Annotated in this window: 20 protein-coding genes; 10 read left to right on the forward strand and 10 right to left on the reverse strand. The window is 42.6% G+C overall.

Annotation, left to right across the window (positions count from 1 at the left end):
* Positions 1-735: 735 nt before the first annotated feature.
* The 6 genes from SWH54_17530 to SWH54_17555 all read left to right on the forward strand — a co-directional run bounded on the left by SWH54_17530 (position 736) and on the right by SWH54_17555 (position 6161).
* On the forward strand, positions 736-1977 hold the full coding sequence (locus SWH54_17530; protein ID MDY6793070.1) for an FIST N-terminal domain-containing protein: 1242 nt from the start codon (positions 736-738) through the stop codon (positions 1975-1977).
* Positions 1964-3343 (forward strand): PAS domain S-box protein, encoded by a 1380-nt coding sequence (locus tag SWH54_17535; protein ID MDY6793071.1) that lies wholly within the window; start codon positions 1964-1966, stop codon positions 3341-3343. The genes SWH54_17530 and SWH54_17535 overlap by 14 nt, the downstream gene beginning before the upstream one ends.
* A 400-nt stretch (positions 3344-3743) precedes the next feature.
* On the forward strand, positions 3744-3932 hold the full coding sequence (locus SWH54_17540) for a hypothetical protein (protein MDY6793072.1): 189 nt from the start codon (positions 3744-3746) through the stop codon (positions 3930-3932).
* A 286-nt stretch (positions 3933-4218) separates the two neighbouring features.
* On the forward strand, positions 4219-4608 hold the full coding sequence (locus SWH54_17545; protein ID MDY6793073.1) for a prepilin-type N-terminal cleavage/methylation domain-containing protein: 390 nt from the start codon (positions 4219-4221) through the stop codon (positions 4606-4608).
* A gap of 226 nt (positions 4609-4834) precedes the next feature.
* Positions 4835-5170, forward strand: coding sequence for a hypothetical protein (locus tag SWH54_17550; GenBank protein ID MDY6793074.1), 336 nt, complete (start codon positions 4835-4837; stop codon positions 5168-5170).
* Positions 5171-5345: 175 nt separating this feature from the next.
* The gene (locus SWH54_17555; GenBank protein ID MDY6793075.1) at positions 5346-6161 is read left to right on the forward strand and encodes a hypothetical protein; all 816 of its coding nucleotides are present in this window, start codon (positions 5346-5348) and stop codon (positions 6159-6161) included.
* Positions 6162-6550: 389 nt separating this feature from the next.
* On the opposite strand, the gene SWH54_17560 is transcribed toward SWH54_17555, so the two are convergent.
* From SWH54_17560 to SWH54_17580, 5 genes are all read right to left on the reverse strand, one after another.
* A complete protein-coding gene (locus tag SWH54_17560; GenBank protein MDY6793076.1) occupies positions 6551-7051 on the reverse strand; it encodes a hypothetical protein in 501 nt (166 codons plus the stop codon).
* A 426-nt stretch (positions 7052-7477) separates the two neighbouring features.
* Positions 7478-8662: a YibE/F family protein gene (locus tag SWH54_17565; protein ID MDY6793077.1), complete on the reverse strand. Its 1185-nt coding sequence runs from the start codon at positions 8660-8662 to the stop codon at positions 7478-7480.
* An 84-nt stretch (positions 8663-8746) separates the two neighbouring features.
* Positions 8747-10276 carry an alkaline phosphatase gene (locus tag SWH54_17570; GenBank protein MDY6793078.1) on the reverse strand — a complete coding sequence of 510 codons (1530 nt, stop codon included), beginning with the start codon at positions 10274-10276 and terminating at the stop codon, positions 8747-8749.
* A gap of 165 nt (positions 10277-10441) precedes the next feature.
* Complete coding sequence (locus SWH54_17575) at positions 10442-10636, reverse strand: hypothetical protein (protein ID MDY6793079.1); 195 nt, start codon at positions 10634-10636, stop codon at positions 10442-10444.
* A gap of 127 nt (positions 10637-10763) precedes the next feature.
* Positions 10764-11075, reverse strand: coding sequence for a hypothetical protein (locus SWH54_17580; GenBank protein MDY6793080.1), 312 nt, complete (start codon positions 11073-11075; stop codon positions 10764-10766).
* Between the two features lie 403 nt (positions 11076-11478).
* On the opposite strand from SWH54_17580, the gene SWH54_17585 reads away from it, so the two are divergent.
* Together SWH54_17585 and cls are read left to right on the forward strand one after the other, a co-directional pair.
* Positions 11479-12567, forward strand: a complete 1089-nt coding sequence (locus SWH54_17585) for a trypsin-like peptidase domain-containing protein (GenBank protein MDY6793081.1) — start codon at positions 11479-11481, stop codon at positions 12565-12567.
* A 165-nt stretch (positions 12568-12732) separates the two neighbouring features.
* Positions 12733-14172, forward strand: coding sequence for a cardiolipin synthase (gene cls, locus SWH54_17590; protein ID MDY6793082.1), 1440 nt, complete (start codon positions 12733-12735; stop codon positions 14170-14172).
* 266 nt (positions 14173-14438) lie between these two features.
* Here cls and SWH54_17595 read toward each other — a convergent pair whose 3' ends face one another.
* The 5 genes from SWH54_17595 to SWH54_17615 form a co-directional block, all read right to left on the reverse strand.
* Positions 14439-14633 carry a hypothetical protein gene (locus tag SWH54_17595; GenBank protein MDY6793083.1) on the reverse strand — a complete coding sequence of 65 codons (195 nt, stop codon included), beginning with the start codon at positions 14631-14633 and terminating at the stop codon, positions 14439-14441.
* 27 nt (positions 14634-14660) lie between these two features.
* Positions 14661-15380 (reverse strand): hypothetical protein, encoded by a 720-nt coding sequence (locus tag SWH54_17600; protein MDY6793084.1) that lies wholly within the window; start codon positions 15378-15380, stop codon positions 14661-14663.
* A 173-nt stretch (positions 15381-15553) separates the two neighbouring features.
* Entirely contained in the window at positions 15554-16441 is an 888-nt protein-coding gene (locus tag SWH54_17605; protein ID MDY6793085.1) for a hypothetical protein, read from the reverse strand.
* 408 nt (positions 16442-16849) lie between these two features.
* Positions 16850-17380 (reverse strand): hypothetical protein, encoded by a 531-nt coding sequence (locus tag SWH54_17610; GenBank protein ID MDY6793086.1) that lies wholly within the window; start codon positions 17378-17380, stop codon positions 16850-16852.
* Between the two features lie 419 nt (positions 17381-17799).
* Positions 17800-20046 carry a DUF1566 domain-containing protein gene (locus SWH54_17615; GenBank protein MDY6793087.1) on the reverse strand — a complete coding sequence of 749 codons (2247 nt, stop codon included), beginning with the start codon at positions 20044-20046 and terminating at the stop codon, positions 17800-17802.
* A 409-nt stretch (positions 20047-20455) separates the two neighbouring features.
* On the opposite strand from SWH54_17615, the gene SWH54_17620 reads away from it, so the two are divergent.
* Together SWH54_17620 and SWH54_17625 are read left to right on the forward strand one after the other, a co-directional pair.
* On the forward strand, positions 20456-21424 hold the full coding sequence (locus SWH54_17620) for a hypothetical protein (protein ID MDY6793088.1): 969 nt from the start codon (positions 20456-20458) through the stop codon (positions 21422-21424).
* A 271-nt stretch (positions 21425-21695) separates the two neighbouring features.
* The gene (locus SWH54_17625; GenBank protein ID MDY6793089.1) at positions 21696-23000 is read left to right on the forward strand and encodes an MFS transporter; all 1305 of its coding nucleotides are present in this window, start codon (positions 21696-21698) and stop codon (positions 22998-23000) included.
* The last annotated feature ends 860 nt before the right edge of the window (positions 23001-23860 follow it).

Raw genomic sequence — 23860 nt, forward strand, 5'->3', positions numbered from 1 at the left:
TTGGATTTTGGTCACAGAATCAGCGCTGTTACCTTTAATCCAAAAGGAGCATTTTTTAAATACTCAGCATAGCTTTTGCCATTCTCCCCAGCTTAGCTGGGGGTTTAGCTCTGTAATTAATATGAATTTTGATAGCTTTTTTATAAACCAAATCGGGTTGCCCTTCCCTCCTTCCGACCCAAAGTGCAAAATCCTCCCTCCTGTAGTTCCCGCAAAAAGCAACTGGTGCAAAAGTTGCAACTGTTCAGCCAGGCAGGTTGCATTTCATATATCACATAAATTGGGTCCATCCAGTAAATTTGTAAAATATCTAGAATTCTGTACAATTTTTATCAAATGTGATATCCTACTCACCGAAAAAACGGACCGGTTTCCACTTTAAAAAGGTGTTCAGCCGTTTTAACAAGATTTTTAGAGGCAACAATGAATGTGTTTAAAATTAGGAACCTTAAGGATGTCCCGAAACACTCGCTATCAAGAGTATATCAATATAAGAAGGAACGCCCCGCAACCTATTTTTGATAAAGAAATAAATTGATTTTTCAACTGATTGACTCAAAAAATCTATGCTGTTACCTAATTGTTGCAAAAGAGTATACCTATTTCCCCAATTTTGATTACACTCGTGTATTGTTAACAATGACGGCATGTAAGCATCATGCGGGAAAATGAACTTTTAGGCTTCTCCACTTTACGGACGAATAATTTTTCATAAATATCAATGGAAGGTGACAAATGAAGGTCGGAATCGGATATGAGAACAGTTTGCCGGCCCATTCCGCAGGTAGAAACATAGCCAGAACGGCTATTGAACAAGGTCAAATTCAGCAACCAGATGTTGTTCTCTCATTTTGCCATGGCACCATGGACCATTTCGAATTTTTCCAAGGGTTACGTTCTGTTGTTGGAGACAAGGTGCCAATTGTTGGCGGTTCTGCCGTCGGTATTATTACGAATGATCATATATGCTATGAGGGCAGTCCGGCCGGTGCTGCCATTTTATCGTCACCAAACATCTCTTGTAAATGGGCTTATGCTGAACGCCTGGGTCATGATGAAAAAGCCGCGGGCAAATCCCTTGGTCGAAGGATCCCTTCGAATCAAGACGATATAGTTCTTCTCCTTTTTTACGATTCGATAAAAATTCCACAGACAGAAATTTTACCACCGATCATGAACGCCTCGCCTCCTCTTATCAAAGGTATCGAAGAGACTTTACAAACGGTAGCGCCCACCATCGGAGCTGGTATGTTGGGGCACTTTGATTTTATTCAGACACAGCAATTTTGTGGTGATCATGTGGGGAGCCAGGAAGCTGTCGGCATGATGCTGTCCGGGGATTATTCGGTCTATTATTGTGTGATGCACGGGTGTACGCTTACGGACGGGATTTATTACACGATCACTCATATGGAAGGTGCGAAGATATTTGAATTGGACGGTCGACCCATTGTATCGATCATTGACGAAATATACGGTAACCAGGAATGGCAGAAACAAATACCGCTAAAAAGGCTGGCCATCGGCGTTAATCATGGAGAACCGTTTGGAGACTTCAAAGAAGAACACTATGTGAATCGGCTCATCACCGGAGTGCTTCCCAACAAAGAGGGAGTGATGATGTTTGAACCTGATCTGAAAACCGGCAACAAAATTCAATTTATGCTGAGAGATTCGGAAGAAATGATACGATCGGCCCGTCATAACACAGAAAAACTCATGACACGGATTCTGGCTGATAAAAAACAACCGGTCTTTGGTCTATACATCGATTGTGCAGGGAGAACAGCTGATTTTTCTGATACCTTGACAGAAGAAGCGTCAGAGGTTGTTGAAATAATGAACTATCACAAAACACCCCTTCTGGGTTTTTATTCAGGCGTCGAAGTTGCCCCAATGCTCGGAATGAGTCGAGGACTGGACTGGACGGGTGTCCTGACTGTATTGGCACGGAGAGATCACAATGGAGCCTTCTGAAAAGGATTCCTTGGTCCAGCAATTGAAAGAAGCCACACAACAGGTGGGCTACTGGAAACAGATTGCTAAAAAGACAGGGAAATTACGCCTTAGAGAATCAGAGAACCTTTCTTATATAATTCAGACCCTCAAACAGACAAAAACACAACTATTAGATGAAATCGCTGAACGCAAGAGTGTTGAGGGGGTGCTTCGGAAGAGTGAGGAAAGACATCGTTTATTCTTTGAAAATTCTTTTATTGGAATCATTCATTATAATAGTGAAGGTACTATCACAGCGGCCAATGATGCGGTGATCGCTATTTTTGGATCATCTCGTGAAAAACTTATTGGTTTGAATATAAATGATATTCCAGACAAGAAGTTTAAAAACGAAATTTACAAATCACTAGACGGTGAACTTGGGTATTATGAAGGTGAATATAAATTTTATACTGGAGGGAAAACAGCAATTCTTTGCGCTGATTGGATGCCAATTATTCGTGATGGTGAAGTTGTTGCCGGTGTTGGACTTATTGAAGATGTCACTGAAAAAAAACAAGCCGAGGAGGCACTGCGAGAGAGTGAAGAGAAGTATCGTTCCATGATGGAAGCGATGGTTGAACCGACGTATATTTGTACATCAGATTTTCGTGTATCCTATATGAATCCGGCTATGATCAGGAGGACAGGTTATGATGCTACAGACGAATTGTGCTATAAAGCGTTGTACGCTCTTAATGAACAATGTCCTTGGTGTGTTTACGAAAAAATACTACAAGGTGAAATTGTTGAATCAGAAATAGATAGCCCAAAGGATGGCCGTTCTTTTCAAACATCAAATGCACCGATATTTCACCAAGATGGTTCCATTTCAAAGATCACGATTTATCGAGACATTACCGAACAAAAGTTGGCTGAAAGTTCGTTGATAGAAAGTGAAAGGGAGTTAAAAATCAAAGCCAAGGTTCTTGAGGAGCTTAATGCCGCATTGAAGGTTTTGCTGAATAAAAGGCAAGAAGATAAAGAAGAGCTTGAAGAAAGTATTTTGTCAAACGTAAGAACAATCATTGAGCCATATATAATCAAATTAAAAAGATCAAAATTACCCCAAAGCCAAAAAACATTGTTAAATATTATTGAATCTAATTTAAATGAAATTGTTTCGCCTTTCACCCGTAAGTTATCCTCCAAATTTTTAAATCTTACCCCCACACAGATCCAAGTTGCAAATCTGGTCAAGCATGGAAAAACAAACAAAGATATTGCAGAAATTCTACATATTGCAAGTCGAACCGTAGCGTTTCACAGAGAAAATATCAGAAAAAAACTTAACCTGACCAACAAAAAAACCAACCTCAAAACCTACCTCATGTCCATGGATTAATGCCAGTTTAAACCTGGCAATTAAATGGTTTATTTTCGGTATTCCCTTTTTTTCAAAATTTTTATATCTAATCAACTTCGGGTAATGTGTTTGTACTGGGAGTGCCAAGAACCTTACCGGCACAACAATTTAAATCACACTTGTTTTTAGAAATAGGGGCTCCTTTCAATAACTACGTATGAAGAATTGGGCACCGAAGAGAAAATCCATCATCTAAAAAAACTGATTAGAGGCATTGCCAGCCCATTTCAATCGTCTAAAAAAAAATAACATGACTTGACCGTCAACGATAAAACATCTTCTATAAGATTTGGTTGAGTCTGTTTTGGCTATTCTGTTGCGCATTTAACGAAATATTAGATTTATTACTGTCAATTACATAGAAGTGCGGGAGATGAAAATGAATGCGATGAAAATAAATGAGCTGGGAATTAAACTTATAGAAGAGTTTAAATATTACAAAAAATCCTTGGAGAGATCACAGGTTGTAAAATGGCCGAAGCGGGTTGAATTTAATTCCGACATCGTTATTCGTCGTAGAAAAGGTGAACAAGATAAACGAATTCCTTGTCAATCATGTAAATCATAAAGTTTATTATATATTGATCGTTTCCCCACTCTCGGCGCAAAAGAAATAGAATTGAAGGACACACTGATAATTGCCCATAAACACAGGTGGGTTCCCCTCAAATTGGGAATTCCCCACATTTCGTGCGCTAAATGCCTTAATTTTTTTGAAAAAGCAAAAATTTCTCCGGAAAGATTGACTGCTGTGGGATTTGGAAAATTTCAACCTTTTCCCCCAATGATATTCCACAGCAGTCTATCTTTCCGGAGGATGGAAATCTTTCCGGCATCAAAGAATAAGAATTAACATGGATGCTAAAACCAATATAATACCTCCAAACCAAAGCGGTTTTACTCTGATTGAGATAATGGTTGTTTTGCTTATACTTGGTGTTCTGGCATCGATTGCCCAATCTAAATTAGTCAATCTGGTGGACAGCACTGAGAACAGGGCAATTGAAGTCGGGATAATGGAACTGAACGCCAGGGAAAAATTAGCGTGGACAGATTTTAAATTTTCATCAAACGGTTGGGCAAACGATAATGCCGTTTTTGCAGTAATAGATAGGAATCTTGGCGAAGGCTATAGCTGGATTGCGGGCCCTGCTATTTCCGGAGGAATTCTTCAATTTAAATCAAAATCAGTTGTAGTGACCAGAGATCCTTCCACAAACGAATCAGCAGGCTGGTGGAAATAGGAAGAAGTTTCTCCAACTTTATTCGATTTTAGATGTGTTTCGCAGAGCTAAGATGTTGCTTATTCTTATTGACAAGAATCCCAAAACAGTCATGCGCGGATATAAATTAAAACCGCAATTTCCGAAATACTTACATAACGATTTTTGGGTGTTTAAGCTGGCAAGTTTATTTCCTCCGGGTAAAGTTAAATGAGACTTAACGGGACCCGAGGAATATTTTTTACAAATGGTTGATATTAAAAAATCTGCGCTAATGAAATCTGGATTCAGAACAGCAGTTGATAAATATTACAGCGTCCAGTTCTCAATAAACAATCCGATTAATATTTATCAATTCAAATTGCAGAAAACATTTTCAAAGGGGATTTGTATCGCAGTAAAACAAGATTCCGACGTATTAAATCACATAAAAGCAGGCGACATGTTTAATATGAAATACTGCACAACAAACTCAGGCCCTACTGAAAAAATAAAAACAAAGATAAAGAGCATTAATAAAATAGATCAAAAACGATTTAAGGGACATTTTTTACTATGGTTGTCAAGTGCTAAAAACGAATGAAACGCTGATAAATGCTGAAGTAAAATTATGATTGGGACGTAAATTGGGTGTAGTTTTTTAAGTTTGTTTTTTACCCTCCTAAAAAGCCTCCGGTATCAAAAAAAATAAAATACCATAGTCGTAACTAAAAAGAGAGACTGCTGAAAAGTACGTTATTGTTTAAAAGAAAGGTGAAATGGAAAGAAAGAAGGTTCTTTTTGTGTGTACATATCATGGGGCCCGGAGTCGAATAGCCGAAGAGTTTGCCAACCGGATCGCTCCGGGAAAAATTGAAGCTTATAGTTCCTGCTTTGACCCAGGGAGAATTGATCCTCTGCCGATAGATGTAATGCGGGAAGTGGGTATTGACCTTCCTGTGGAATCACCGAAACCTGTCTTTACCCGACACAAAGAAAGAGATGTCTTCGACTATGTTATCGCAATTTGTTATAAGGCTTCAAGGGAGCAGTGCCCCTTGTTCAGAAAGTGTATTGACGTGCTTTACGCGAGAAAGGCTAAAACGATCTCTTGGTCTATTCCAGATTTTAAATGGCTTAGTGGCACAGAAGAAAAAAGAAAGGTGGGGGCAAGAAAAATTAGAGATAAAATAAAATCAAAAGTTGTCGCATTTCTTGCAAAAATTGACATGGATCTACGAATTGATGAAGAAAAAAATATAGCCTATATCGGGCTGTCGGGTACGGTAAGCAAAGAGATTATTTTTAGTGCATTTGATTTAGCCGTATCTGATAAAAGATACAAAAAAGGGATGGGAAGGTTATGGTATTTTAAAGATGCTGATCTATCTCCCCTGGACGCTGAGACAATCAGCGGGTTGGGAGAGTATTCTCTAAAATGTCCGCCAGGAATAAATGATGTAAAAGTGGCTTTTGTGACTAACAAAAATATAGAGTATGGGCTAACCCGTATGTATGAGATATCATCAAAAGCCATGACCCCTATCCAGGTTTTTCATTCGATGGATAAAGTCGAAAAGTGGATGATGGAATAATGCCCCGGGTTCGGGACATTCTATAGTACTTATGTCAAGCAAAAAGCAGAAACTTATAACATCATAATTACATAGAAAGTAAAAGTTTAGTTCTATTTTTAGATGCATTTCACCTGTAGTTTCTTCTGATAGCATCTTAGTATTCCCCTTCTGCAAGCTCAGAATAAACGCTACATTTATCCGCCATACCCTGGAGCTTCGTCCAAAATCAGCTTTTTCAGACTTGTTTTTATCAGTAGCCCCGTTTGAGTGAGGCAAACCGCGAACGCATCTTATTTGCCATCAGTTTAATCCAACATACTGTATTTACGAAGTTCTTGACACCTAAGGATCTTGCACATATATTTGTCTCTCAGACAAGCAAGGTCTTATCACTATGCAACCTAGGATTATTTTTTACTCTTTGATTTCTGTTCACGAATGGCTGGAATAATTTCTTGTTGAGCAAAAGAAGTACCTGTAATATCCGATATGTAAGGCCGCCAAGCGTGATAATTTTTGTAAGGATCTGGTTTTATCATATATATATGACCCGCCTGTCCGGTAAATCGCCCTACATAGCCCCGTCGCGATCTTACAGTGGTTCTTCTACCACCAGAATGAAAGATTGTAATGTTAATACCCACATGAAAAGTGTGTTGCCCTGGTTTTAACTCAAGTATTTTTGTACCGCGCATTCCCACTAAAGCATTATTTCCTCCCAGAGCACTTTTTCCGCCGGTAGCCCCATCTAAAGATGCAACAACAACTCCACCAGGTTTGACTAAAAAACAGATTTCGCTTTCAGGTAAATCCGCACCGGAATAAAATTTAAGCAGTTTTGTGTGAGTGCTGCATTGAAGTGTGCCAATGGCCAACAAAACTATAAAATAATAAAGTTTTTTTTGCATCTGAGCCTCCTTCCATCAACTTTTAGTTCATATTTATCTAATTATGTCACAGGAATTGAAGACCAAGAAGGTAGCAAAAACAAAATTGATAGAGAATTTTTTATCAATCACTTCCTTTCAGCTGCGTATTCACATTTCAAAACAATAAGAAGAAAACGATAGATCCGGTTAAAATGCCAATATGAGAGTATTAAGTATTAGGGGGGCTGTTAAAATCTCTTAATAGGAAGCAAAACAGTTTGTCAAGTCTCGATTTTTTAGGTTGGATTTTAGGCGTTGTTTGCTCATATACTGGTTGTAAAATTAATTTTGGTCATCTAAACATTATTTTTACAACCACATCTAGCGAAATTTAATATTACGCTAAATATTTATAAAAAGCGGTATTACGCATAACCGGAAATGACCACCAAAAACCACGCTGTTCTATACAGGCACCTCTTTCTTATGGACAGCCATCTGGTATGTCTCTTTGCTATCACTACTATGGGTAAACACAAATCCTCCTACAATCGCAGTAAAAGGGGCTACCATCACTAAACCGAAACTCCCCACAAGTGTCTTTAACACTTCGGTGGCCACATAGATGAGATTAAAAAGATTGACCAGCGGAATGCCCTGTGCCATGAATGCCATAAAAAGGGTAATAAACCCTCCGGAATAAGCCAGCAGTAAGGTCGTTGTCATGGTACCGGTAACGGCTCTTCCCACCCGTAAACCCGATCTGATCATCTCCCACTGGGAAATCTGTGGATTTTTCAGCACCAATTCATGCATACTTGCCGCCACATCCATAGCCAGATCCATCACAGCTCCAGAAGCGGCGATGAATACCGCTGAAATATATATCTTTGTAAGATCAAGGTGTCCAAATCCTGAGTAAAGCAAAGTTTCGGCAAAAGGCATCACCGCACCATGCACATGAAATTTATCTGTGAAATAAAATGCAAGCCCACAACTGGTAAGCACACCTAAAAATGATCCGGAAAAAGCGACCACACCCCTGGAAGAAACTCCCGCAACCAGAAAAATAATCACCCCGGTTAATAACGCCACAACCAAAAGAGAGATAATCAGTGGATCATACCCCTTTAACAGGCATGGCACTAAAATGCGCCATAGCATTAGCCCGGTAAAGAGAAAGGAAAGCAAGGCTTTGGCACCGGTCCATCCTCCAAAAACGAGCAAAGCCACTGCAAAAATACCTAAAAGATAGAGTTCAAGACCGATTCTATAATGGGCCTGAGGGTTAACAAAATGGATCTCCCCGTTTTCGTTCTGGCTGATAATGATGAGGGCAATATCGTCAGGTATAAACAGCTTGTCACGATCCATCTGGCCCAAAAGTGGATTGTTTGCCTGTACAAGGCGACCTTTAAGGGGTCCATTGAGAATCTTAATGGAAACGCGTTGATCCCCGGTTTTTACCATACCGAATTGATGGACCTCGGAATTATCCACATCGACGATTCGGCCTTTACAGCGAATCGCTTTATCATCAACTCGTTCTTCAAATCCAGTAGGATAAAAAAAGAGTAGAATCGAAAGAAAAGAAAAAAGGATCACGAGAAAAATATCACGATTCATATACTGATTTAAAAACTTTTTCATTCATCTTTTCCGTTCTCAGAGGCATCTCAGGAGCGGTTCGGTTATTCCCTATCCGCCTCTGAAATGCCAAGGGTAACGATATTTTTAATGATTTGCAGCGAGTTTCATCGTATCTTCCTTAAAGGAAAAATACACTTTGGGAGCAATTCCCATAACAGTCATAATTTTTTTGGCCACATCTGTATTGTCATAATATCCGTTAAAAATTTCCTCACCGAGACCTTTGGCGGAAGTGGTTACAGGAACGCCCGTATGTTTGTATGATGTCCAGGCCAACCCTGCTTTATTATTGAGGACATGTGTAATCGTCACGGTAAGAGGCTCGTAACCTCCATAGAGAAGGGCTGTTATCGGATCCTTGGATCTTACTCTTTTGCCAGCCATACTTTGAACAAAAGCATCTTCGAGCATCTTTACCTGATAGTCCTGAAGAACCAGGCCGTCCTTGGTATCACCCTTAAATCTCAAACCAAAGTACCTGGTAATCAGAGGTTTTATATCATTAAACGTGGAATTGCCTTTTGCTTTAAATTTCTTAAAAATTTCATCCGTAAACTTTTGGAAGGAAATCTTTTGATGACTCAAAATATCAAAATTGGTGGCGTACTTTGTTCCTGCAAATCCCAATGTCAAACCTCCACACTCGTGATCGCCGGTTACTACAATTAGAGTATCATTGGGTTTTTTCCTTGCAAAATTAACTGCAACTTTGACGGCCTCATCAAAAGCGATAGTATTGATGATAGAAGCGGTTGCATCATTGGCATGACATGCCCAGTCAATTTTTCCTCCTTCTACCATAAGAAAAAAGCCTTTTGAATTATCCAGCATCTCGATAGCTTTTGAGGTAAACTGAGCCAAAGTGATGTCCTTTTCCGTCATATCCATTTTATAAGGCATGGCCTTACCGTCCTGAAGCCAGGCATTCCATGCTAAAACTTTGCCGTCTCTCTTTTTAAGAGCCATGAAGTCCGCCTTGTTCGTCACAATTTTATATCCGGCTTTTTTAATCAACCCCAAAGCATCACCTCTGTAATTGCTTGATTTTTTCTTTTTATCCGTCGTGTCCTTAAGACCTCCTCCGCCAAAAAAATCAAAACCGCTTTCGGATAACTGGACAGCAATATCATAGTACTGGCTGCGCTTTGGAACATGGGCATAGAAAGCTGCGGGAGTCGCATGATCTATAGAAACACTGCTAATGATACCCACTTTCATTCCTTTCCCTTTTGCCAAATGCGCCACACTTTTTACACTCTGATGGTTAGGCGTCATACCGATCACCCCAATATTTGTTTTTTGCCCGCATCCCAGTGCCGTTGCCGATGCGGCGGATCCGGTAATGAACCTGTCCGCTGCATGGGTGGTTGTGATGCCTTGAGCCGGAAAGGTGTCCACCAAAAGCCTCTTTTCCATATAATTCTCAGCCGCGGTACGCTGAGGAATCCCCATACCGTCACCAATGAAGAAAAAAACATATTTTGCCGGTTTCCCATTATAAAGCTTCATCGAAGAAGCAAAAGCACTTGAAGAAATAATAAGTGCAAAAGCCACAAACAGGGTAAGCATAACATGATGGGATAGGCAGTTTTTTGTGAAAAGTTTCTTTTTCATATCACTCCTCCTTAATAAGTTTTATTGTTTCCTACATTGGCGGGTGTAAAAGCCAATACCCGGGAACAGATGAATACATATCATTCACTTATTTTAGGATTTTTATTTAGATATGATAAGAAAGTTGTTAGAATTTGACTAAAGAGGAGTAAAGTGTAGTGGGAGCTAATCATTTATTAATTTTATATTTGGCCACCAGTTCTTTTGGCACGGTATTAGCCAGTGATTGGTATACTGCATATTGGGGATCATGGTTTCTACCATGTCCTTGTGTCCGATCACATAAATATTGAGCTTGGAATCCAATTCAACAGGCGAAACGTCGGGACCACATCTTGCATGGTGACTAGCTGTTGACATAGAGCAATCCAACCAGAAGTAAAATAAATAAACAACTATCATTAACATTGGACAGTAGCCGGTATAAAGTTAATGCCCTTTTTTGCCTTTCACAACTTAAAGTTCACTCTGTTTGGGTTGGATTTTTTCATGTATTCTTTGAATCACGGGATCTAAAACCTAAAATAATTCCAGCCACAATCAATCCCGCACTGGCTAAAGCAAACACGGTGACTATAAAGCGGGAGTTTTCGCTTGCTGAGGGAAGTGCAATGGCACTGAGGATGAACAGTATAAAACCGATGATCATCAGCATGGATGGTAGATAACGTTTTTTCTCATCGTTTCTCTCGACTGTTAAATATGGTTTTGATCCGCTTTGGTTATTTTTAGCAGAAATGTATTTATCTTTGTTAGCGACATATAAAGATCCAGTATCATTAAGCGGATGTGAATGCAAGTAGACTGCATTGATCCTTTTGAAATGGATTTGATCCCAAGATCCCTGTCTTTTTTTACCTTACCACCACAACCTAAGAACAGACCATACGTTTACCCGCCATGCTCCAGGGGTCTGGCCGCCAATCATTCTTTAACATGAGTAAAAATTCAAAGAAAGGGCTCTCGCTTGGAAAGCGGTAGTCTCTCCCGAGGTCATATACCCAACGCCCATTAACGGGCTTTCTCAGCGAAATTTGTAAATGAATAAAGACAGTCACATTTACGGTGATTGATTTTTAAATAAAGCCGTGATAAAAAGCAGCATTTCTTTAAACAACCGTTGAATACGTGGATTCCAGGAAGTTTTTCTCATTTTCCCCAAATTCAAAACCTATGAGCCAAAATGATAGGAATAGTAACCCATGAAAAGGACAACTAGACTTAATTTTATCATCATTTTCTTGATCATTGCTGCCGGCTTTTTCTTGTGGAACCGCCTGGCCGACCAAAGAAGTCGAGTGGACAGCCATACCCGTGAAATCACCCCTCGTGGGAGTCTGGCTGACTTTGAAAAAACGACCATTTCCATTTTCAATGCTGCTGCTCCGTCGGTGGTATATATTTTCACCGAAAAGGCGGTGACCGGATTTTTCGGAACCCGCCAAGTACGCCAGGGTGCGGGTTCCGGCTTTCTTTGGGACAGCAAAGGACATGTGGTAACCAATTTCCATGTCATCGAGGGCGCGCGGCGGATCCAGGTTCGCCTCGAAAACGATGAAGCCATCGAAGCCACCTACGTGGGAGGATCTCCGGATTACGATCTGGCGGTAATTCGTCTGCGACGGACCCTTTCCAACACTCAACCTATTCCGGTGGGGACTTCCAGCAATCTGCAGGTGGGGCAGACCGTGCTCGCTATAGGAAATCCTTTCGGTCTCTCACGAACATTGACTACCGGCATCATCAGCGCTCTCAACCGCCGATTGCCCACGGCCACCGGACGCGAAGTGGTGGGCGTCATCCAAACAGACGCTGCCATTAATCCAGGTAACTCGGGAGGTCCATTGATTGACTCCAGCGGACTCCTGATCGGGGTTAATACTGCGATCATCTCCGGATCCGGCAGCTCGGCCGGTATTGGGTTTGCAGTTCCGGTGGATGTGGTTAACGATGTGGTACCGCAATTGATTGCCAAAGGTAAATTTCCTCGTCCTGGAATCGGTATCGTTGTTCTTAACGATGAAACATCTGCTGCCCTCGGCATAGCCGGCGTAGTGATCGACCGGGTGATACCTCATTCCGCAGCCGAGCGTGCCGGTTTAGAGGGAATAGATTATCGCAGACAAGCTTTGGGAGACGTTATTGTTGCGGTAGAAGGGAAATCCGTTGCAAATATGGGTGATTTTATTCGAATCCTGCAAAACTCCAAGATCGGCGAAACCATTACTCTTGGTGTGCACAGAAATGATATGCTGCAAAAGGTAGAGGTTACCATTATGGATATATCATAGGAGTAAATCGACCGTTTCCAATTTTTCAGCCTGCAATTGCGGCAATCCCATATTGTCTCGATGCAATTCCCCTTTTATCCCTTGTTTCTTAAGACGTAACTAGGTCCTGGTTCCGATAGATACCTATCCTGAAAAAATAAACCCCCGAGGAAAAGAGACGATATAATGCTGAATTCCGATGCGCTTTTTACCATTATTGCCATTGCGGTTCCTCTAGTGGAACTTTTTGGCATCATTGCAGCCGTTCATGCGATAATGACTTCCAGGACTTCACAGGGAGCCATCGCTTGGGGAATCTCTTTGGTAACCTTCCCTTGGTTGGCGCTTATATTATATGCCATATTTGGGCGTAACAAATTTAAAGGTTATGTTTCGCTGCGAAATTCAAAGGATAAATCCATCCAGCGGATAATCGGTTCGTCTCGGGGCGAAGCCGTGGAAAAGAAGTTGATCTGTGAAGAACTGACGACATCTGAAATGGCCCTAACCCGACTGTCAAATTTACCCATGACGCACTCAAATAATAGCCAGCTGCTTATCGATGGAGAGGAAACCTTTGATTGCATATTTAAGGGAATCGAATCCGCAAAAGAATACATTCTGATTCAATTTTATATTGTGCGGGATGACGAATTAGGCAGAAAATTAAAAAACAAACTCATTCAAAAAGCCAGGGCTCGCGTCAGAGTTTATTTTATATATGACGAAATTGGCAGCTATAAACTACCCGAAGGTTATATACAGGAAATGCAGGACGAGGGAATCGAAGTTTCTGCATTTCACACCACCAAAGGAAAAGCCAATCACTTTCAGCTAAATTTCCGTAACCACCGAAAAGTTGTCATCATAGATGGTAAAGTGGCTTATATAGGGGGCCATAATGTGGGTGATGAGTACGTTTCGAGACATCCCAAATTCGGTACGTGGCGGGATACCCATGTCAAGCTCGAGGGCCCGGTGGTAAAGCATATTCAATTTTGTTTTACTCAGGACTGGTATTGGGCCACGACTCGCATTCCTGACTTAAAATGGAATATGAACAAGGCTGATAACGGGAATGAAAAGACCCTGCTCATTGCTTCAGGACCTGCCGACGATTTTGATACATGCAGCCTCATGTTCCTACATGCAATCCACATGGCCAAAGAACGTCTCTGGATCGCCAGTGCCTATTTTGTTCCCGACATCCAAATTCTAAGTGCACTGAAACTGGCGGTGTTGAAAGGCGTGGATGTCCGTATTCTTATTCCGGAAAAACCGGATCATCGAACCGTTTATCTGGCTTCTTTTTTTTATTATCAACATACGTTACCATTCGGCATTAAAATTTATCGTTATACCAAAGGATTTATGCATCAGAAAGTCTTGCTTGTGGATTCGGCCTGTGCTGCTGTCGGCACCGCTAATTTAGACAACCGGTCATTTCGTTTGAATTTTGAACTTACATTATTGAATTTCGATTCTGCTTTCATTAAAAAGGTGCAAGATATGCTTCGGAAGGATTTCTCCTGCAGCCGTCCGGTCGAATCGACAGACTATACCCGGCGATCATTTTTATTTAAACTGGCGGTTCGCTCAGCCAGATTGTTGTCGCCAATACTATAAAAAAATAATCAATCAACTGTCCTCAATTTGATTTTAGTCCAGCGCAGGTTTCGGGACATCCTTGATATATTGATATGTTTCAATGTTCTTGTTTAGGGCCGAGATCACATCTTTCATAGTGATTAGCTGATGACAGATAAAGGAATCCAACAGGACTGCCGGTAAATAAACAACTATCATTCATATCAGGCAGTGGCCGGTATAAAGTTACTGCCCTTTTTTACCTTTCATAACTTAAAGCTCACGCTTTTTAGGTTGGATTTTTTTCATGTGTTTTTGGCATCACGGGATTTAAAACCTAAAATAACTCCAGCTACAATCAGTCCCACACTGGATAAAGCAAACACAGTGACTATAAAGCGGGAATTTTCACTCGCTGAGGGCAGCGCAATGGCGCTGAGGACTAATAGTATAAAACCGATGATCATCAGCATTGAAGGTAAATAACGTCTTTTACTCATAGTCCCTCCCGGAATTCCAGGTTGATGCTAATAACGGGTGATGGTTATCAGACTACTGACAGGTTGCGCGTGATCCGGATAAAGTCTATTAAACATATCTAATGTTTCTGCAAACTCATCGATGACATGCCATGATCTCAGAAAGGTTATTTTTTGGGTATAGGGTACGTTTCTGTAGTATCTCGTAGTTCGTCTTCTATTACCGATAACGACCACCCGTCGCCGGTGTCGTATCTCTTCCCTACGCGTCTTGTGAATAACCCTGGTGCCAAATCTAAGTTCCAATGTGCCAACATAATTGGTTTTTCCCGCAATAACCTCAAACGCAATGGTTTTCTTTTCCGCCTGGCCATCTTTACAATTTTTGCAGTAAGGCTTTACGTTTCTGTACATCCCGCCCAACATCTTTGGACAGTTCACCAGTTTCAACACATAGGTGCCGGGAAGAATGGTGACAAAAAATAGACCATCTGCTCTTTCCACCCATATTTTATATTTTTCCTGAGACGACTTTTCATATATATGTACGGCGGTGCGCATTGTCCGGGTCTGTCCATGGGAAACGGCCCGCCTGTTTTGTGTGGTTAGAATCCTGCCGAACACCATGCATCGATTATCCGTCGATGTTAATTCTGCAGGTGCTGTGTTTAACACATTCGGATGTCCAACATAGTGGGCACAGGATGTGACAGCGTATATACCGATCACACATATCAATATAAACACGGTCGGTTTTATTGACTGCACGGTGTCACCTCCCTGGTTATGATACATACCGGTGATTAAAAGATTGGAGACATTATAGTATTTATGTCAAGCAAAAATCAATAATTTATAACCCATAGATAACATAGAAATTCAAGTTTAATATACATTTAAGCTGCATTCCATCACACCTCGATGGTGACAGCAACGCGGCTTTAAGAAGGGTTTTCATCAACAATGAGGGTTGGCGGAGACCACCCGGCAAGTCTTTTTACGCATTTAACCCATTCATTGAGTTTGCTTTCCGTAGTCAGATAGTCCAGTTCCAGCACGATGCCCCTGTCAAAGAGATAAATCACCTTAAGTTGTTTGAGAATTTCCGGGGATGGATCCGCAATCGTTTGCAAAATAGATTGGACCATTTTTCGGGCAGCAGTAAACAAAGGGTCCTTAGCCTCTATAATTCGATCCGCTATCTGGATGTTTTTGGCAGAAACCACCCGGAATATCTTATCCTCAAACTCCAAAACTTCTGGTTGACTGCTGGTTGGTTTTTGGGCCGGATCATGTAACGCCACCACCGTGCCGTTTACCGGGATCTTTTCCACTGCAATAAATTCAGATCCTCGGAAAAAGCTGGTATCAGCGTCGCTTATATACCTTAACGTGGTGGCGATATAAGAATTTTCAGAAATTCGGAGTATATTGGTCAGACGGCTCCTGAAAAGTCCGGCTGCTTTGGGAATTAATTTTTTTTCGACCCGATATTCTTGATAGATCAAACCATGTTTGTAAGCATAGGAGCGGCGAATCCGATGGCTTTCGATGGAATTGAAAGCACCAAAAATAGCCATTGGCAACCCGGTAAATATCCATAGACCGAACAGGACGGCGAAAATGAAGGCCATGCCGGCCACCGAGGGCATCTTGCCCATGTCGAAGGCAATCCCTATAAACCAAAGCGCACCGATAAATACCATATAAAAAGTGGCCAAAAGCCACCTGCCCAGTGTTTTGGGTACAATCAGGTCTCTAAACCACCACCGGTAGGTAACCATGAGAATTAGAATTCCGAAAGCCGGCATCCAAATGGCACTTTTCATAGGATCGCATCCTTTACCTGGCCCGCCGTGGTCGAAACGATACCCGGACCTGTTTTCCTATCAGAATGCCTTGGCGCGGCCACGTCACAAACTTGAAGAGCTACGCAACCACTTCCATCAGGGTATTCGGACAGTCATTGATAATAAATAGAACGGGGGTTGTGGTTATCCCTCCCCGTCCAGCAAGTATTCCGAACCTATAACGAATCAGATTGTTTTGAAATTTAATTGATGGGAAAGGAAATTGGAATATCTCAGTAGTTTAAAATATATTGAAAGCTGACATATTGAGCTCGTATCCCCTTCGCTCCATCAAGAAAGGTATTGGTAAATTCTGTGTCAAAAAAAGGAACCTGCCACAGGGGAGGATTTGATAATCAACAAACCGTTTGTTTGAAATAAATACTGCTAATAATTTATATAGTGGCGAATCTTCTCATCTTTAAGCAGCTCAACCACCGCTAAGGCAATCGCACCGTTCAACGCTCGATCAATGGTCCAGGGTGTTGCATTGGATACATCATACATATTCATATAGCCATCACCTGTGGTCACTTTTAGACTTATTTTACCGGTGATGCGAGTAAAGCCCATAAACCCGGCTAAATGAGATACTGAAATTTTAAGCGTTTTTCCCGAACCGGTAACTACCTGCACGCCTCGATTTTCCAGCTCCCTTGATAACAGGTGAATAGCTATATCGGTGCATTGTCTCATACTCGCCATCCATCTATGGGCTCCCTGGGCATAAACCAGCGTATATTCATCAGATGGTTGGTCATTTATAATCGTAATGGGTTGACTTGCAGAAATCGCAGGAATACTGCTTGTATTTACCTTCATTGGCCTTGCGTGATAACGATGAGAGCAGCTTAGAAAAGTACCCATAAGCAAAAGCAATACAAATAATCGAATGATAGTGTAATATCTGGTAACCATAAGACACCTCCTCAATAATTTCTTATGGATTACGATATATTCTGAACCAGTGCAACACTTTTTTTATATGGGTTGCCGACGTTCTTGGTTGTATTGATAAGTCGATTTATCCAGCTAAGAAACAAGACGGGAAAAAACCCCAGGCTATTTATCAGGGTAATGGCTCAATTTTTCAAATGGCTTTTTATGCATCTTCTTATCCATTCTTTTACTATTCATTCACTTTAGTTTTACCGCAGACATTTCTTCCACACCCGTTAATCTTAAAAGATCCCATTTATGTCACCCTTCGTAGCCGATATCAAAACATATTGATATAATTAATATATTTTTTGATCTAAAAATCTATTTGCCTTTCTCTGTGAATTATATCCGGGTATTCATTTTCTCCACGACCCAATTCATCGATTTCGTTCCGATCAATGGTCAAGGGTGGTAATAAAACATCCACCGCTACCACCACCTCCGCCACCGGGAGGCGTGGGGGACCCTCCTTGATTCGGAGGGCCTAATTTTCCGCGTACGGCCCAGACATAGTAACTTGAGGTTTTATTGGTATAGCCCAGCGATCCTGCTCCCAGCCTGATAAGCCAGGCAAAATCCGTGTTAAGTGCAGTAGTGGTAGAGGTCCAGTAGGAAGTTCCTGTCTGTACATCAAGGAAGGGGTGACCTGCCGGCAGGGCCGGGTTGGATTCCGAATAATCCATCAGGCTGATGAATTCCTTTCGATTGGGCAGGCGCCAGTCTTCATGTCCAGCGAGGTTCAGGGTATCTATATAGGAAAGGGCATCAGTCCATGGCTTGATACTATCAAGATTCGCGTTCCGGGACCACATCAGACCGGTCAGATTATCCGTTACGGTTCCATCCCCGTTGTCCAGAAACCTGGCAGTGGGCCGGGTGACTCCGGTTTCCAGGTCGCCGTCATCTCCGGCTGCATAACTTACCGTTTGTCCCGTCTTCCATAATTGGGCAGGATGAGTGGTTGCACCGCGCACCGGCCAGAGGAAGTATAAACTGCTCTTAGCAATGTCAACCGAAGATCCGCTATTCATAAAAAAGCTGAAGGCATCGGATGTATCCTCGATAGAAGTGGTTGCGGACCAGTAATACGCAGCCTGAACATTGGTAAAGCCCTGGGTAGCAAGCCAGGCGGCCGGGCTTGCCTCTTGAGTGTTAATTAGGCTCTCGAGCTCGTTTACATTGGCCAGACGCCAATCACCATACCCGTCCAGATTCAACGCATTCACAAAACTCAAGGCAGCGACCCATGATTTGGCACCATCAAGGTTTGCATCCTGAGTCCACATCAGACCGGTCAGATTATCAGTGATAGTTCCATTCCCATTGTCGGTAAACCGTGGGCTGGGCCACCCAGCGCCTGCCTCGATGTCACCGTCATCCCCGGTGAAATAGCTGGTTGTCTGGCCTGTTTTAGGCAGATCGACAAAGGGCACTTCAAAAACCCCCATATCCGGAGCGGCATCCCTTGTCCGCGGTATACCCTCCGGATCCAGCACTGGAAAAAACGGAGCGGAGTCCGTAGCGGCATCTTTGCACGGGGAATCGGTTCGGACATGATAATCTCCGCCGATCGGGTCGGCAAACAGGGGATCGGTGCTGATGTTGTCTGCCTGGGAAAACAAACCGCCACCGACTTCAATATGAAAGTCCTGGTAGCAGTTGTTATACAGGTTGACCTCTGTATTACCGCCGTTTCCGTTCCCGTCATCATCTATGTGGATATCCTGGCCGGCCCCGCTGGATGTATTGCCCCAGACGATATTGTTGTAAATATTGGCAACCGCGGTTTCCCGATACAGGGAAATATGAATACCGCCGCCGCCCAAACCGCCGGTGCTGTTGCCGCTGAAGGTGTTGTGTGTAAAAAATACTACGCCATCGCTTGTATAAGACATCGCCCCACCGCTTCGAGAACCGGAAGTATTCTGCTGAAAGAGATTGTTGGTAAACAGCACAGCACCATTGCTGGAATCACCATAAGCGCCGCCACCGCTAAAATCAGCAAAATTCAGTCTAAAAATATTGTTATCATAAGTGACAGTGCCGTTAGAACTAATTGCGTACGCACCTCCGCCGCGGTTGTCGGAGCTGTTTCCGCTAAAGGAGTTATTGCTAATGGTTACATCACCCGTGGGAACGAAAGCCTCGGCTGAAACGGCGTATAAACCGCCGCCGTATTGTCCGCTAATTCCAATGTTTCCAATAAACTCGCAGCGTTGGACAGCGATATCAGCCTGTCTGGTTCTAATATACAGACCCACTCCATCTGCCGTAGAATTTCCATTTTGGAAGGTTATGCCGGTTACAGTGATACCTGCAGCAGTATCATCTGCAAGTCCCGTGGTAGCAAGGTTCATCACCTGCTCCGTGGTGCCGCCGTCAAGAATGGTATTTCCCGCTCCTCCTCCCCGAATGGTGAGAAGGCGGTTTTCCGTTGCCGCCGGGTTGTAAGCAAACGAACTCCCCGAAGTATTATACGTTCCTGCGGCAATGTTAATGATGTCATCTTCGTTGTTGGCGGCCGCAGTTGTCAGTGCGGCACGAAGCTCGGTCTCATTGGAGGCATTAAAAATCGCGGCCTGACTGCCGCCGGCCATTGTCATAATGGCTACCAAAACCAGAATGAATACCGATGTTTTCATTGGTCAACCTCCTTTTGTTTTATTTCGTAGCCTTTTTTATAATAAAATGATGAAGCCGTCAATGAAATGGATCACACCAAATCTGTGAAATTGGTCACAGATGCATCACCACTTTCAGCGGCTATTTTAAATGCAATTGCCGGATTATCCCTCCCGAGACCATCCACCTCAATCCTTGATTTGTGATTATATTTTGACAAATTGTATGAAAATATGTATCGAATAAGATCATGACAGGGTGGTGGAGAATAGAATTCAACGGGATGCTGGGCCTGATATTATTCCGCTGCAATGGTTCGGCACCCGATATACTGGCAAAATAAAAGCTTGCCTTATGGAGACTCTGTTTCAGAGGAATTCTAAGGGTGGATACAATGTCGATAAAAACCATTAAAAAGGAGATTGGAAAATGACAACAAGCGATGAAACTAAAACAAAGCCTCTCTGGTTGTTAATCGAGGAGAATTTCCTTGAGCTTGATTTGCAGGACCTCTCAGGGGAAAATCGTGAAGCAGCGATTCAACGGATTGCAGGTAACCTTGACAATGCCGGCTATAATGTTTCGCATCATGGGGGCAATTTGCTTCAATTGAGATGGGCCATGGATGACATGCAAAAAGCAGGCAGGCCCCTTATAAAAGATTTAAACAAGGCAATCGCAGCCCTTACCCTGGAGGACTTGGCCGACCAATATCTGGCTTCCAGTAAGCTCATCAACGACCTCGCGGAGACGTGGCCCAAGCTCAAAAAATCCGAATGCAGGCCGGATGTGATACAAATGATCGAGAAGGTAAAACTCGATCTACTCATTAAAAAAGCCAAAGATCTGCCAGACGATGAAGGTATCCGACTTCTCATTGGAGAAAAGGTAGATGATGAAGTGATCATAAACGCGCTTGGCATCAATGAAGAGAAGCTGGGTGAGGTGCACACCCAGATCAAAAAGGAAAAAGCAGAGAGGGAAAGAGTCGCAACGCTGATCGAGTCGGTAGAGGGCAAGACCGACGAAGAAAGGGTGAAGCACCTCATTGAGAATAATGTCGCGGAAAATTTAATAATCGAGATGGCGAACGTGGACCAGGGCTTGGTCGATGGTGTCAAACAGTCAATGGAAGAAGCGCTAAAGGAACAGCAAAGGTTGGCAGAAGAAGCGGCCGCAAAGAAAAAGAAAGAGGCTGAAGGACCTTCACTGGAAAACATTCCGTCGGATCAGATGCTCGAATACATCGAGTCCATTCGCGAAATCATGGAATTCAGCGAAGAAGAAAAAGAAATCAGAGTGATGTGCGACCAGAGCGCCATTCCTAAGAGCCTGGTGGACATCGCAGTTTCGGAACCGGGCAAACTGGATGAGCTGGAAAAAAAAGCGGAAGGATAGTATGGTCAGAGGCAGGGTAAATCACCCTGCCTCTGGTCCCTTCGACAAGCTCGGCGTTAACATGACGTTTAGCAACATACCCCAAGGCATCGGTTGCCAGTCATTCCTTACCTATCTCAAATGTTCAGAAAAAGAGACAGGCTTCCTTATTTTTTGACCAGCCATTTAATTTGGTTTTGAACAAATGAATATACTCAGACAGCTTCCTCATTTAAAACGGACCATATCTATGAAAATTACTTTAATGTAAAGCAGCAGGAAGTATACTTTATTGGATTTTAAAACCACAAATTCCCGTCGTACAATTTTTGGAATATCATCATTCCAGGCCCTTGCCATGTTCCGACGGGGCCTGTTTTATAACTATCTTTCGATTTACCTCCGACATTTTCTTGGGCTCAGTGTGACTGAAACCACCCTCTTTGCCACCCTTCCCATGATCGCCAATGTGGTTTTCCAGACCTTTGTGTGGGGCTCCGTTTCAGACCGGTTTCAGCTTCGTCGAACATTGATTGTATGGGGTGAGCTTTTAGCCGGTGTGGGAACGTTTTTTATCTGGTATGCTCACCGTCTGACCGAAAGTCAAATCTGGGCAGGTTATATCATTATTATTGGTCTCACGGCCGTTGAAATTTTCTGGTCCATGTCCAATGTGGGGTGGAGTGCATTGATTTCGGATATTTATAAAGAAGAGAAACGCGGCAAGGTACAGGGCCGGCTTGCAAGTATCGGCGGCCTGGGGCGTGTCATTGGCGTATGGATCGGCGGGTTGATGTATGACGGATTGGGAATGAAATACATGGGCTGGGGATTTTACGAAGGCGCCTTATTTTTCATCGCAGCCGCAGTGATGGCTCTTTCCATCATTCCCATGTATTATGTCCCTGAAGGCGGTATGGATTATCTGGTAAAAAATGAGCCGACTTACACCCATCCGGCCAAAAAAAATGATTATTTCAGAACATATGTGATCTTTATTATCGGACTGGTTTTTCTTAATTTTGGCAAAAATTCAGTGGCGGTCATCCAAACCCAGTACCTTGTCCTTGAATCCGGCTTCAATGTCACCAGCCAGGCACTAAGTTATATTGTAAATACACAATCTGTGGCCATGATTCTGGTGGGACTGGTAGCAGGCTGGATTGACCGGAGACTTGGCAGCAAGTATGCTTTATTGCTGGGAAGCTTTACCGCCATATTCTATCTTGTCATCATCGGGGTTTCCATGAATTTAACCATGATTGTCCTGAGCAATTTTATCGCAGGCTTTTCAGAGGTCATTATTATGGTTTCTTCCTATTCATTTGTTTCCATTTTAATTCCGCCGCAAAAACGGGGAAAGCTGTTTGCCATTTTCAATGCCACCTTTTTTCTCAGCTGGGGTCTGGCCGGGACACTCATCGCCGGTCCCATCGTCGACTGGTTAATCATCAGCGGTAAACCGGAAGTGTTTTCCTATCAGATGTCTTTCATTGCCGCTGCAGGCATCACTTTTATCGGGTTGGCATTTCTCGGGTATCTGACCTTCAGTCATGCAGAACATAGAATCGCGACAACCAATGAAAGCAATCGATAGAGGTTCTTCTCCGGTATAGTTGGAAAAGAGAGCCCCAGCCCGCTTGCAGCGAAATCGGTCATGGATCCATCGGTGGGATCGTCTTGATCAGTAGCTCGTTGAAAGGAATATCAACCCAGTAAAATAAATGTATTTATCTTAGAGGAATCGCTGATGTATATTCCGTTACCCACAGTTGATGGCCTGTTTGCATTTATATCGAATGCTCAAGTGCTGGAAGCTCACTTGTTGCCGACTATTTCTCCACATCCGTTGGGGATGGAACCGATCCGCTTAAGGAAGCCCAATTGTTACGTCAGTTTGTTAATAATGAATGATTTTCTCTGTTTTTTGGAATTGATGAAGGGAATATTGAAGAGTTTTTTATCAACAGGGGCTTTGAAAAGGCAGAATCCATCTCAACCGCTGAATGCAAAGAAAAATATTTTTTAAATGCCGGTCTGGAAAGGAAGGTTTCTTCAATGTTCCATTTCGTGTGCGCCTATGTGGTAGCCAAAGTTTAATCCTGGCCTGAAAGTCTTCCGGTTGCGGGCTCTTTGATATCGGTCCCTCAATGTCTGTCCTATCAGGAGCAGGATAAACGCCAATATGCCGATTACGAAAACAAAAATAAGGGCTGAATAGAAGGATAACTTCTCCAACATATGGTTTACACCTCCTCGATTGTTGAATCCATCAGTGGGTTTTCGACCTCCGGTTACTCGGGATTTGGCTTTTTACAAAAGTATCTTTTATTAATATAGTCATGACCTCCGGCCCAGCCGGAGGCTTGCATAAAGCCCTATAAGGGCATCGATACTGATAACCCCTTAAGGGGTATTATTGTGTTAAAATTACTGTTCTGCGACCAAATCCATTTT

The organism is Thermodesulfobacteriota bacterium, from assembly GCA_034189135.1.
Lineage (GTDB): Bacteria > Desulfobacterota > Desulfobacteria > Desulfobacterales > JAUWMJ01 > JAUWMJ01.